The sequence below is a fragment of the Cupriavidus sp. HMR-1 genome, assembly GCF_000319775.1.
GTDB lineage: Bacteria > Pseudomonadota > Gammaproteobacteria > Burkholderiales > Burkholderiaceae > Cupriavidus > Cupriavidus metallidurans.
Genome location: NZ_ANKP01000049.1, coordinates 12,879 through 25,341 on the forward strand (window position 1 = coordinate 12,879; position 12,463 = coordinate 25,341).

The following is a 12,463-nucleotide window of genomic DNA, read 5'->3' on the forward strand; positions in this document are numbered from 1 at the left end:
ACTCGCTACTCGCGCGCGCCCGCGAACGGATTCCGCTCGTTCAACTCATCCATATACGCATCGATCCCCTGACGCTCCCGCTCCAGGAAGCGCTCGACCGCGTCGGCGAACGACGGGTGCGCCAGCCAGTGCGCGGAGCGCGTGGCCACGGGCAGGAAGCCGCGCGCCATCTTGTGTTCCCCCTGCGCGCCGCCTTCGAACGTGCCGATGCCTTCGCGGATGCAGAACTCCAGTGGCTGGTAGTAGGCAGTCTCGAAATGCAGGCAGGGATGGTGTTCCAGCGCGCCCCAGTAGCGGCCGTACAGCGTGCTGACCGCCGGATCGGCATCGTAGACCAGCAGTGAACTGGCGATGTCGCGGCCTTCGCGCTCGGCGATCACCAGCAGCAGGTGCTCGGGCATCGCCGCGCCGATGCGGCGGAAGAAATCGAGGTTCAGGTAGGGCGTGGAGTGGTGATCGCGGTAGGTCTGGCGATAGCAGCGGTTGAACAGCTTCCACGCATCGTCGTCGATGTCGGCCCCGCGCAGATGGCGGAACGTGATGCCGGCCTCCGTCACGCGACGGCGCTCGGCGCGGATGTTCTTGCGCTTCTTCTGCGATAGCGTGGCCAGGAACGCGTCAAAGTTCTCGTAGCCCGGATTGGACCAGTGGAACTGCACGCCGTGGCGCATCATCATCCCGGCCTCGTCCATCAGGTCGGCTTCATGGTCCGACGGAAACAGCACGTGGAGCGACGAGAGCTCGCTCTCCTGGGCCAGCGCCAGCGCGAAGCGCAGCAGCACCCGGCGTGACAGTTCATCCTCGGCCAGCAGCCGCGCGCCACGCACCGGTGTGAACGGAATCGCGGCCAGCCATTTCGGGTAGTAGGGGATGCCGTGCTGGCGGTAGGCATCGGCCCAGGCCCAGTCGAATACGTACTCGCCGTAGGAATGGGATTTGGCGTAGAGCGGCATTGCCGCGGCCAGCCGGTCCCGGCCCGGCTCCTTGCCGTCGGGCACCCACAGCGCCAGGAAGCGCGGCGACCACCCGGTGTCGTCCGTAGCGCTGCCGCTGGCGTGCAGCGCCTGCAGGAACGCGTGGCGCAGGAATGGCGTGGGCTCGGCCTGCGCGGCGAGCAGCGCATCCCAGTCGTTGGCGTCGATGTCGGCAAGGTCCTGCACGATCTCCGTGCGGTAGTTGGGGCTGAGGCGCGATTCGCTCATGAATACTGGGGAGGGCGGGGGGAGGGCGGAGGAGGGCAGGTTGTCCACGGCCAGGTGCTGGTCGAGTCTACCGGAAACGATGCTGCGGCGCAGGATGCGGGGCAGCGCGCGCCGCGTGTGCGTCGTAGAATGCAGGCATCCTCAGCCCCCCAATCCTGGGCCATCCATGACTCACCCGTTCTTCAACCTCTATTCCCACGGCTTCGCGCGCGTGGCCGTGGGCGTGCCCGAGTGCCGCGTGGCCGATCCGGCCTTCAATGCCGAGCAGACGATCCTGCTGGCGCGCCAGGCGGCCGACGGCGGCGCCGTGCTGGTGGCGTTTCCGGAACTGGGCCTGTCGGCTTACACGTGCGATGACCTGTTTCACCAGCGGGCGCTGCTGCGCGAATGCGAACTGGCGCTGCAACGGATCGTGGAGGCGTCGGCCGGGATCAACGCGGCGCTGATCGTCGGCCTGCCGGTACTGGTGGAGCACCAGCTGTTCAACTGCGCGGTGGTTGTGGCGGGCGGCAAGATTCAGGGCGTGGTGCCCAAGACCTATCTGCCCAACTACTGGGAATTCTATGAGGCACGCCAGTTCAGCTCCGCTGACTGCGCGGCCACGCCGCTGGTCTCGCTGCTTGGCACGGAGGTGCCGTTCGGCGCCGATCTGCTGTTCGAGATCGAGAGCATTCCTTTCTTCCGCTTCCATGCGGAGATCTGCGAGGACGTCTGGGTGCCGATTCCCCCGTCGTCGTTTGCCGCGCTGGCCGGTGCCACCGTACTCGTGAACCTGTCGGCATCGAATATCGTGATTGGCAAGTCGGGGTATCGCCATCAGCTCGTGTCGCAACAGTCGGCACGCTGCCTGGCCGCGTACCTGTACACGTCCGCCGGAAAGGGCGAATCGACGACCGATCTGGCCTGGGATGGCCAGGCGCTGATCTATGAAAACGGTGAACTGCTGGGCGAATCGGAGCGGTTTGCCGACAGCTCTCACCTGCTGTTCGCCGATGTCGACCTCGAGCGGCTGTCGCGCGAGCGGATGCACCAGACGTCGTTTGGCCAGTCGGTGCGTCGCCACCGCGAGGAAGTGGAACGCTTTGACACCGTGTCGTTCCACATCGACGTGCCGTCCACGCAGGCCATGCCGCTCCAACGCAAGGTGGCGCGTTTCCCGTATGTGCCGTCGGACCCGCGCCAGCGCGACGAGCGCTGCATGGAGGTCTACAACATCCAGGTGCAGGCGCTGGTGCAGCGGCTGTCGTCGAGCAAGATCTCGAAGGTGGTGATCGGCGTCTCGGGCGGGCTCGATTCCACGCATGCCCTGCTGGTATGCGCCAAGGCGATGGACCGGCTCGGCCTGCCCCGCTCGAACATCCTGGCCTATACGATGCCGGGCTTTGCCACGAGCGACCGCACGCTGCAGCAGGCGCGCGAACTGATGAAACTGGTGGGCTGCACCGCGCGCGAGATCGATATCCGGCCGAGTTGCCTGGCAATGCTCGCGGATCTGGATCATCCGTATTCGCGCGGCGAGCCCGTCTACGACGTCACGTTCGAGAACGTGCAGGCCGGTGAACGCACCAACCATCTGTTCCGGCTGGCGAATCACAACCATGCGATCGTGATCGGCACCGGCGATCTCAGCGAACTGGCGCTGGGCTGGTGTACCTACGGCGTGGGTGACCACATGTCGCACTACAACGTCAACGCCAGCGTGCCCAAGACGCTTATCAGCCACCTGGTGCGCTGGGTGGCCGAGACCGGGCAGGTGGCCGAGGGAGGCCAGGATGTGCTGCTGGCGGTGCTGGCCACCGACATCAGCCCGGAACTGGTGCCCAGCGGGGCAACCGCGGCCGGGCAGGACAAGGCACCCGAGCAGAAGACCGAACAGATTATCGGGCCGTACGAGTTGCAGGATTTCAACCTGTACTACACGCTGCGCTTCGGGTTCACGCCGTCGAAGGTCGCATTCCTGGCGCTCCATGCCTGGGGTGACGCGGCGCGTGGAACGTGGCCGAACGGACCTCATGTGGCCCGCAACGTCTATCAACTGCCCGAAATCAAGCGCGTCCTCGGTATCTTTGTCGACCGCTTCTTCCGCACCAGCCAGTTCAAGCGCTCCTGTATTCCGAACGCGCCCAAGGTCGGCTCGGGCGGCTCGCTCTCCCCGCGCGGCGACTGGCGCGCGCCGAGCGATGGCGAGTCGGTCGTGTGGATGCGGGATCTCGCGCGGATCCCGGATTGAACCGGCAGAAATCGGGTGCGATTGCGGGCAATGTGGGTCTGCCCGCAATCGTCATGTGGTGTTTCGGGCTAGAATCCTTCATCTTCCGACATATTTAGAGACAGAGGCCAGCCATGAAGCAGATTACCGCCATCATCAAACCGTTCAAGCTCGACGAAGTGCGTGAGGCAATGGCCGACGTCGGCGTGACGGGGTTGACGGTGACCGAAGTCAAGGGTTTTGGCCGTCAGAAGGGCCACACCGAGCTCTATCGCGGAGCCGAGTACGTGGTCGACTTCCTTCCGAAGATCAAGATCGAAGTGGTCGTGGCCGAGAACCAGCTCGACACGGTGCTCGACGCCATCGTCAAGGCCGCCCACACCGGCAAGATCGGTGACGGCAAGATCTTCGTGACCGAGATCGAACGTGTGATCCGCATTCGTACCGGCGAGCAGGACGAAGCCGCAGTCTGATCGAGACTGAGATGGCAAAAAGGCCGGCAGATGCCGGCCTTTTGTTTTGGGGCGCGCCACGAGCTTGCGCTAGCTCGGCAGCTTCCAGCCAAACTGCACTGACACCAGCCGCATTCCCATCGTGACCAGCGCGCCGGCCAGCAGCGCCACCTCCTGGTCGGCACGCAGCCAGGTCAGCCCCACGTAGATCCAGCAGCCGACGAACGAACAGGTGGCATACGGCGAGCGGTCGCGCAGGATCATCGGCACCTCGTTGCAGAGCACGTCACGCACCACGCCGCCGAACACCGCCGAAATGATGCCCATCATCACCGCTACGGTCGGCGTCATCTGCGCTACCAGCGCCAGCGAGGTGCCGGTGACCGAAAACAATCCGAGCCCGATCGCATCGGCCACCAGCATGGTGCGGTCCGACGCCACCCGGCTGGCCACGCGCAGGACGAACGACGCGCCCAACGACATCACAAAGATCAGCAGGACGTAGTACTCGTGGTCCACCCAGTAGAAGGGCCGGCGGTCGAGCAACACGTCGCGCAAGGTACCGCCGCCAAATGCCGTGGCGAATGCGACGACGAAGGTGCCGACCACATCCAGCCGCTGCTTGCGGGCATCGACCACGCCGGAGACGGCGAACGCCAGCACGCCGATCACTTCCATCACGTGCAGGATCAGGGGCAGTCGCCCCATCAGCAAATCGAACGGCAGGTGATATTGCATCCGGTTCTCAGGTCTTGGGCTGGCGTAGCAGGACCATCAGCGCGCCGGCGCCGCCCTGCGATTCGCGTGCCTGGACGAAGGCGATCACTTCTTCCTTCTGGACGAGCCAGCTACGTACCTTGCCCTTGAGCACCGGCAGCTTGTCTGGCGACCCGATGCCTTTGCCGTGGATCACGCGCACGCACCGCACGCCGTTGCGCACCGATCGGCGCAGGAAGTTGGCCAGCGCCTCGCGGGCCTCGTCGGAGCGCAGGCCGTGCAGGTCGACCTTGTCCTGGGGTACCCATTCGCCGCGGCGCAGCTTCTTGATGACGTCCTCGCCGATGCCCGGGCGCCGGAACGACATCGTCTCGTCGATATCGAGCAGGTTCTCGACATCGAATTCATCGGACAGCGATGCCTCGAGCACGGCCTTGTCGTTGAGGCGGGTTTGCACCGGCTCCGGGGTCGGCTTCTTCACGGGATGCTCGACGCGGTTGCGGTCGCGCAGGTTGCTGACCTGCCCGACGCTGGTGCGGAACACGTTGGCTTCTTCCTCGGCGCGCCTGGCGGCGGCCTCGGCGGCTTGCCGCTCGGCTTCGCGGCGCTCGGCGTCGGCCTTGAGGCCGTCGCGCACCGTGGCCAGATCGTGCAGGCCCATGCGTTGGGGGGGCTTGGATGTGGGTTTGGCGCCGTGCGACATGGAGCGATTCTCTAAGGGGGCAGGTGGCTCGGCGTCGATTATAAGGAATCCAATAAGGAATCGGGCCGGTAAAAACCGGCCCGATTCGGTGACGCTAGTACCTGGTACCCGGGAGCGATTACTTCAGCGCTTCCACATAGCGTTGCGCGTCGAGCGCGGCCATGCAACCCGTGCCGGCGCTGGTAATGGCCTGGCGGTAGACGTGGTCCTGCACGTCGCCGGCGGCGAACACGCCCGGGATGTTGGTGGCCGTGGCGTCGCCCGACAGGCCGCTCTTGGTCACGATATAGCCGTTCTTCATCTCGAGCTGGCCTTCGAACAGGTCGGTGTTCGGCTTGTGGCCGATGGCCACGAACACACCGGCGAGCTTCAGATCCTCGGTCTTGGCGGCGTCCTTGGTGTCGCGGATGCGCAGGCCGGTCACGCCCGACTCATCGCCCAGCACTTCGTCCAGCGTGCTGTCGTAGCGCAGGGCGATCCGGCCTTCTTCCACGCGTTGCATCAGGCGGTCCACCAGGATCGGCTCGGCGCGGAACTTGTCGCGGCGGTGGATCAGCGTGACCTTGCTGGCGATATGGGACAGATAGAGCGCTTCTTCCACGGCGGTGTTGCCGCCACCGATCACGGCCACTTCCTGGTTCTTGTAAAAGAAACCGTCGCAGGTGGCGCAGGCCGAGACGCCGCGGCCCATGAAGGCTTCTTCCGACGGCAGGCCCAGGTACTGGGCGGACGCGCCGGTGGCGATGATCAGGGCGTCGCAGGTGTACTCGCCCGAATCGCCGATCAGGCGGATCGGCTTTTCCGTCAGCTTGGCCGTATGGATGTGATCGAAGATGATTTCCGTGTTGAAGCGTTCGGCGTGCGCCAGGAAGCGCTGCATCAAGTCCGGGCCCTGCACGCCGTTAGGATCGGCGGGCCAGTTTTCCACGTCGGTCGTGGTCATGAGCTGGCCGCCCTGGGCCAGGCCGGTGATCAGCACCGGGTTCAGGTTGGCGCGGGCAGCGTAGACGGCGGCGGTGTAGCCGGCCGGACCAGACCCGAGAATCAGCACTTTTGCGTGTTTTGCGGACATGATGCGTTCCTGTAGGCAGCGCGTGCACCGGCACGGTGGTTGCGCCGGTGTCACTCGAAACCGCCATTATAAGTGGCATGGCGTTTTGCCGACTGTTGCAAATTCCAATGAGGGCGATAGCCCGGCCAAGGTTAAAATGGCCGCCATCGTTCACTTCGTACTCTCGAACCGACCCTGACGCATGGCGCGCGCTACCACGACTACCCGGACCGACCCGTCGGCACTTCCATCGCGTATCGGCAAGCTGCTGGGCGAGGTGCGCTGGTTCCTGCTGCTGGCCGTCACGCTCGGCTTTCTCTGCGTGCTGGCCAGCTACAGCAAGGCCGATCCCGGCTGGTCTCATGCGAGCCAGGTGGCCGACATCCATAACCTTGGCGGACGTGTGGGCGCCTGGGTGGCCGACGTCCTGTTCTTCATCTTCGGATTCTCGGCCTACTGGTGGAGCGTGTTGCTGATCCGCCGCTGCTGGCGCGGCTGGCGCGAGCTGACCGCCGAACTGCCCGAGCGCGTGCAGGAGCCGCAGCACAGCACGGTCATCAGCTGGATTGGCTTCGGGCTGACGCTGGTGTCCAGCATGGGCCTGGAGGCGATCCGCATGTATCCGCTGCGCTCGGCCCTGCCGCGCGCGCCCGGTGGCGTGCTGGGTGACCTGCTGGGCGGCTGGCTGCAGCTTGCGCTCGGCTTCTCCGGCGCCACGCTGCTGTTGCTGCTGCTGTTCGCGATCGGCCTGTCCCTGTTCTTCCATTTCTCGTGGCTGTCGGTGGCCGAGCACGTCGGCGCCTTCGTCGAAACCCTGTTCATGGGCATCAAGGCTCGCCGCGAGAACAAGCAGGACCGCATCATCGGCGCCGCTGCCAAGGTGGAGCGCACCGAGACCGTGGAAGTGCAGCGCGTCCGGCAGGAAGAGGCGCCGCCGATCCAGATCGTGCGCCCGCAGGCGGTGCCTAAGCACGAGCGCGTCGAGCGCGAGAAGCAGCAGCCGCTGTTCGCCGATATCCAGGATTCGGACCTGCCGCCGCTGTCGCTGCTCGACCCGATCCCTGTGCATCAGGAAACGGTCAGCGCCGAAACGCTCGAATACACCTCGCGCCTGATCGAAAAGAAGCTCAAGGACTTCGGCGTGGAGGTCAAGGTCGTGGCCGCCTATCCGGGCCCCGTCATCACGCGCTACGAAATCGAGCCGGCCACCGGCGTCAAGGGCAGCCAGGTGGTCAATCTGGCCCGCGATCTGGCGCGTAGCCTGTCGCTGGTGTCGATCCGGGTGGTCGAGACGATTCCGGGCAAGAACTACATGGGTCTGGAGCTTCCGAACCCGAAGCGCCAGACCGTGCGCTTGTCGGAGATCCTGGGCTCACAGGTCTACAACGAGAGCGTGTCGCACCTGACCATGGCGCTCGGCAAGGACATCGCCGGCAAGCCGATGGTGGCCGATCTGGCCAGGATGCCGCACTGCATGGTGGCGGGTACCACAGGCTCGGGCAAGTCGGTGGGTATCAACGCAATGATCCTGTCGCTGCTCTACAAGGCCAAGGCGGATCAGGTCCGCCTGATCCTGATCGACCCGAAGATGCTCGAAATGAGTGTCTACGAAGGCATTCCGCATCTGCTTTGCCCGGTGGTCACCGATATGCGCCAGGCCGGCAACGCGCTGAACTGGGCGGTCGGCGAGATGGAGCGCCGCTACAAGCTCATGAGCAAGCTCGGCGTGCGCAATCTGGCCGGCTACAACAAGAAGATCGACGAAGCCGCCGCAAGGGAAGAGAAGATTCCGAACCCGTTCAGCCTGACGCCGGACGCGCCGGAACCGCTCGACAGGCTGCCGACGATCGTGATCGTGATCGACGAACTGGCCGACCTGATGATGGTGGTCGGCAAGAAGGTCGAGGAACTGATCGCCCGGATCGCCCAGAAGGCGCGCGCGGCTGGCCTGCACCTGGTGCTGGCCACGCAGCGGCCGTCAGTGGACGTGATTACCGGCCTGATCAAGGCCAACGTGCCGACGCGCATCGCATTCCAGGTGAGCAGCAAGATCGACTCGCGCACGATTCTGGATCAGCAGGGCGCCGAAGCACTGCTCGGCATGGGCGACATGCTTTACCTCGCGCCGGGCACAGGCTTGCCGGTGCGTGTCCACGGGGCGTTCGTATCCGATGAGGAAGTGCATCGCGTGGTCGAAAAGCTCAAGGAAAGCGGCGAAGCCAACTACATCGAGGGCATTCTCGAAGGCGGTCTGGTCGACGGCGATGGCGCGGGCGATAGCCTGGGCGGCGGCGCCGGGATTGGCGGTGGCGGCGGCGAGGCCGATCCGCTCTACGATCAGGCCGTGGAGGTGGTGATCAAGAATCGCCGCGCATCGATCTCGCTGGTGCAGCGCCATCTGCGCATCGGCTACAACCGCGCGGCGCGCTTGCTCGAGGACATGGAAAAGGCCGGACTGGTCTCGGCCATGTCGGGCAACGGCAACCGCGACATCCTCGTGCCGGCCGGCGCGGGCGCGCACGACGAGTAAGAGGCGCTATCAAGATGAAGCGAAGCGGTTCTGGCTAGACGCGCGGCCGCAGACAGTACAAGTGGATCGGCCAAGGCCGCGCAACGACGCCAGAATCATTTTGACAGCGCTTCTAAGGCGTGAGGAGGATGAAACGCGCCATAGCGCGTTTCACACGGCTTCGGGCCCCTCGCAAGTGACGGTTAATATACCGTTACGCCGCTCACAAGCCGCTGCGGAATTCAGGGCGCCGACTCCGGCTCTAACCCGACATCCCGGCCAGCGCCGGGCATCAGCCACTCAAGAAAGGAATCGGATACATGCGATATCGCATTCTTGCTCCCCTGGTTTCCCTGGGCGCCGCACTGGCACTGCTGGCGGCCGCGCCTGTCGCGCAGGCGGCGGCAACCGACCAGTTGCAGACCTTCGTGACCAGCGTGAAGACGGCTCGCGGCGAATTCACGCAGCAGCAGATGAAGGGGAAGGGCGCCGATCTCAAGGTAGCCAGCACGTCGAGCGGGACATTCGCGTTCTCGCGCCCCGGCAAGTTCGCGTGGCGCTATACCAAGCCATACGAGCAACTGCTGCAGGCCGACGGCCAGATCCTCTACATCTACGACAAGGACCTGAACCAGGTGACCGAGCGTAAGCTCGATGGCGCGCTTGGGTCGAGCCCGGCGGCCATCCTGTTCGGCAGCAATGACCTGTCGAAGAATTTCGACGTGAAGAACGGGGCCACGCGCGATGGCGTGGAATGGCTGGAACTGACGCCGAAGGAAAAAGACACGCAGTTCGAGCGGATCGGCATCGGCTTCAAGGGCGGCAACCTCGAAGCGATGGAGTTGCGTGACGCCTTCGGCAACACGACCATCCTGACCTTCTCGGCGATCCAGAAGAATCCGTCGCTGCCCGCCGATGCATTCCGCTTCACGGTGCCCAAGGGCGCCGATGTGATGAAGCAGTGAGGAGCGCCATGACACACGCCCAAGCATTCCTTTCGTTGCGTCGCCTGGTCGTGCCGGGCGCCACGCTGGCCGCGGCGCTGGTGCTGTCCGCCTGCGCAAGCTCGCAGGCAAGCCGTTTCGACGTCGATGCGTTCCTGCGCGGCTCCGATACGGCGCTGCCCGAAGTGCTCGGTAATCCGGACTTCCTCAAGGCCACGCGTATTCCGCAGACCGATTGCGCGACGATGCTGCAATCGCCTCACAACGGCACCCTGGAAGACCTGCCGGCCAGCAATACGGCGCGGGGGCCAGCATGGCTGCTGCATCCCGCCGACACGCCGGACAAGGTCTGGCTCGTGGTGGGAGAGGCCGGCGGCGAGCGTAGCTGCCACGGTCCGCTGCCTGCCGATGCCATGAAAAAGCTGACCGAGCGCGCCAAGGGCTGACCCGGCGACGCCCCGCCAGCCTTTGACGCTAGGCCTGTGCCTCACGCGCGTAGCGCAGACGTGGCTTGGGCATGGCCTGCAGTTGTTCGCGGCGGATGCGGATCGCCTCCGCGTCGCCGCGCTTGATCGCCGCGCGCAACTTCAACACGGCTTTGCGGTACTGCTTTTTCTTGCGGATGCGGGTCGTGATGGCCATGGCTACGGTTTCCTCCTGAGGCCGGCACCAGCGCCGGGTGTCCGTCATGGTAGGCCGCACTGGCCGTCCCGATCCCGTCTATCGAAAGAATTCAGATCAGATTGCCATCGCACATAATGCGGCGACGCAGCATCGGCCGCGCCGCCGCGAGCCAGGCGAAGTTCAGAGCAGAAAGCGCCGGTTGTCGTTTTCCGCGTATCGCGGCTCTACCTTGCGGAATTTCAGCTTCGTGCTGCTGCGCAGCTTGCGCGCCGCCATCTTGCGCTGCAATTGCCGATGGGCGGAGTGGATCTGGCCAATCGAGCCTTGCGCGTAGGGCTTGCCATCGTTGGCGCCTGCCAGCGCGCCACCCGCCGCCAGCGCGGCATTGTGCGCCGCAGCCGACTTCTTGATCAGTGCGTCAAGCACATGCCGCGCACGGACGGCAGCATGGAGCAAGCCGTCGGCAGGATTGTCGCGCGCCCGCACCGCATCCTGCGGCAGCCGGACATTGCCAGCCACCCGCCGCAGCGCGGCCCGCAGTTCGGCGCTATCGAGCTGGCCTTCCTGCGCGATCCAGACCGCATCGTGGCGCAGCCAGCCTTCCACGTCGGCCAGCCGGCGCAAGAGTGCCTGCATCAGCGTCTGGCCACCAAAGCGGTGCGAACGACGGATCGCGGCCAGGCCAATACGACGTACCTGCGGATTCTCGTGATCGACCAGATCCGCGATGATGCGGTCCACCTCCTCCTGTGACGTGATCATCTCGGCGAACTGGCCCGCCAGTGAGATCTCTTCCGCGCCGGTGAGCCTGTTCTTGCCCACCAGCCGATTCAACTTGAACATCAGCATTCGGTAACGCAACATACAAATCCCCGATTTTCGCTAGGCCGACCAAGGGTCGGCCGATATCCGCCTGGCCGGCGGCCGCATCGGCGCGATGCGGGCCGCATCCGTCGAAACGCAGGCCATTAGGAAATATCGGCAGATTCGGCGCGAACTGTAGGGAAGCGGCGCAGTGTCCGCTGCTGCGCGGCGAAGATAGGGTTCGCCCCGACATCGAATCGGAAGCGTCACAAATAGACTATGTTTCTGCTGCACCCCACAAGACCTTCTTCAACCGAGGAGAGAATATGCAAGCAGACTTCAGGCGGAAACTCCGCCAGATCGCCGGCGTGGCAACGCTGTCCGCGCTTGCACTGAGCGCAGCACCGGCCAGTGCCGACCAAATCGCGGATATCAAGGCCAAGGGCCAACTGGTGTGCGGGGTACTTGGCACGGACGAGCCGTTCAGCTTCGTCGATCCGGCCACCCGCGAGATCGTGGGATACGACGTTGACATGTGCAATGCGGTGGCCAAGAGCCTTGGCGTGAAGCCGGTGCTCAAGCAGATCTCCGTGGCGGCCCGTCTGCCGGAGCTTCAGCAGGGTCACGTGGATCTGCTGGCGGCGTCGCTGACGCATAACAAGGAGCGCGAGTCGCAGATCGATTTCTCGCTGTCGACCTTCATCACCGGACAGAAGGCGATGGTGCGCAAGGAGAGCGGCATCACGACGCTGGGCCAGCTCGACGGCAAGAAGATCCTGACCGTCAAGGGTTCCACCATGGAATCCAACATCGCCGCCAAGATCAAGAATGCCACCGTGGTGTCGTTCGACAACAGCCCGCAGGCGCTGCTGGCGCTGGAGCAGGGCAAGGGTGTGGCGTACGTGAATGACGAGACGTCGCTGGTGAGCAACCTCGTGAAGCTCGGCCCCGCGGCCAAGGACTACACGCTGGTGCCGCAGTACCTGTCGAGCGAGCACCTCGCGCTGGGCATCAGGAAGGGCGAGACCGGGTTCCGCAACCAGGTCAACCAGGTGCTGAGCAAGATGGAAACCGATGGCGACGCGCAAAAGCTCTACGACAAGTGGTTCGGGCCCAACACCAAGATGAAGTTCCCGCCGCGCGCGTTCAAGATCTCGACCGACAAGATCGACTGAGGCGCCAACCCCAGGCCCGGGCCAGGCCGGATGAGTCCGGCTTGATCAACCCGGTCCGATAAACCTCCCCCGG

At 64.8% G+C, this 12,463-nt stretch carries 12 protein-coding genes; 6 read left to right on the forward strand and 6 right to left on the reverse strand.

Going from position 1 to position 12,463, the window contains the following annotated elements; genetic code table 11:
• Window positions 1–5: 5 nt before the first annotated feature.
• Window positions 6–1,202: a GNAT family N-acetyltransferase gene (locus D769_RS07215; RefSeq protein ID WP_008643592.1), complete on the reverse strand. Its 1,197-nt coding sequence runs from the start codon at window positions 1,200–1,202 to the stop codon at window positions 6–8.
• Window positions 1,203–1,368: 166 nt separating this feature from the next.
• Between D769_RS07215 and D769_RS07220 the strand changes: the two genes are divergently transcribed.
• Entirely contained in the window at window positions 1,369–3,432 is a 2,064-nt protein-coding gene (locus tag D769_RS07220; protein ID WP_008643593.1) for an NAD(+) synthase, read from the forward strand.
• 113 nt (window positions 3,433–3,545) lie between these two features.
• Window positions 3,546–3,884, forward strand: coding sequence for a P-II family nitrogen regulator (gene glnK / locus D769_RS07225; RefSeq protein ID WP_008643594.1), 339 nt, complete (start codon window positions 3,546–3,548; stop codon window positions 3,882–3,884).
• Window positions 3,885–3,953: 69 nt separating this feature from the next.
• Here glnK and D769_RS07230 read toward each other — a convergent pair whose 3' ends face one another.
• The 3 genes from D769_RS07230 to trxB all read right to left on the reverse strand — a co-directional run bounded on the left by D769_RS07230 (window position 3,954) and on the right by trxB (window position 6,355).
• The gene (locus D769_RS07230; protein WP_008643595.1) at window positions 3,954–4,601 is read right to left on the reverse strand and encodes a trimeric intracellular cation channel family protein; all 648 of its coding nucleotides are present in this window, start codon (window positions 4,599–4,601) and stop codon (window positions 3,954–3,956) included.
• A gap of 7 nt (window positions 4,602–4,608) precedes the next feature.
• Window positions 4,609–5,283 (reverse strand): Smr/MutS family protein, encoded by a 675-nt coding sequence (locus D769_RS07235; protein ID WP_008643596.1) that lies wholly within the window; start codon window positions 5,281–5,283, stop codon window positions 4,609–4,611.
• A gap of 118 nt (window positions 5,284–5,401) precedes the next feature.
• The gene (gene trxB, locus D769_RS07240) at window positions 5,402–6,355 is read right to left on the reverse strand and encodes a thioredoxin-disulfide reductase (protein ID WP_008643597.1); all 954 of its coding nucleotides are present in this window, start codon (window positions 6,353–6,355) and stop codon (window positions 5,402–5,404) included.
• Between the two features lie 181 nt (window positions 6,356–6,536).
• Here trxB and D769_RS07245 point away from each other — a divergent pair, with 181 nt between their 5' ends.
• The 3 genes from D769_RS07245 (at window position 6,537) to D769_RS07255 (ending at window position 10,233) form a co-directional block, all read left to right on the forward strand.
• Window positions 6,537–8,864, forward strand: coding sequence for a DNA translocase FtsK (locus D769_RS07245; RefSeq protein ID WP_008643598.1), 2,328 nt, complete (start codon window positions 6,537–6,539; stop codon window positions 8,862–8,864).
• 299 nt (window positions 8,865–9,163) lie between these two features.
• The gene (gene lolA, locus D769_RS07250) at window positions 9,164–9,808 is read left to right on the forward strand and encodes an outer membrane lipoprotein chaperone LolA (RefSeq protein ID WP_008643599.1); all 645 of its coding nucleotides are present in this window, start codon (window positions 9,164–9,166) and stop codon (window positions 9,806–9,808) included.
• 8 nt (window positions 9,809–9,816) lie between these two features.
• On the forward strand, window positions 9,817–10,233 hold the full coding sequence (locus D769_RS07255; protein ID WP_008643600.1) for a hypothetical protein: 417 nt from the start codon (window positions 9,817–9,819) through the stop codon (window positions 10,231–10,233).
• A gap of 28 nt (window positions 10,234–10,261) precedes the next feature.
• On the opposite strand, the gene D769_RS32255 is transcribed toward D769_RS07255, so the two are convergent.
• Together D769_RS32255 and D769_RS07260 are read right to left on the reverse strand one after the other, a co-directional pair.
• A complete protein-coding gene (locus D769_RS32255; RefSeq protein WP_008643601.1) occupies window positions 10,262–10,429 on the reverse strand; it encodes a hypothetical protein in 168 nt (55 codons plus the stop codon).
• 162 nt (window positions 10,430–10,591) lie between these two features.
• A complete protein-coding gene (locus D769_RS07260; protein ID WP_227874064.1) occupies window positions 10,592–11,254 on the reverse strand; it encodes a hypothetical protein in 663 nt (220 codons plus the stop codon).
• A 287-nt stretch (window positions 11,255–11,541) separates the two neighbouring features.
• On the opposite strand from D769_RS07260, the gene D769_RS07265 reads away from it, so the two are divergent.
• A complete protein-coding gene (locus D769_RS07265; RefSeq protein WP_008643603.1) occupies window positions 11,542–12,390 on the forward strand; it encodes an ABC transporter substrate-binding protein in 849 nt (282 codons plus the stop codon).
• Window positions 12,391–12,463: the final 73 nt, after the last annotated feature.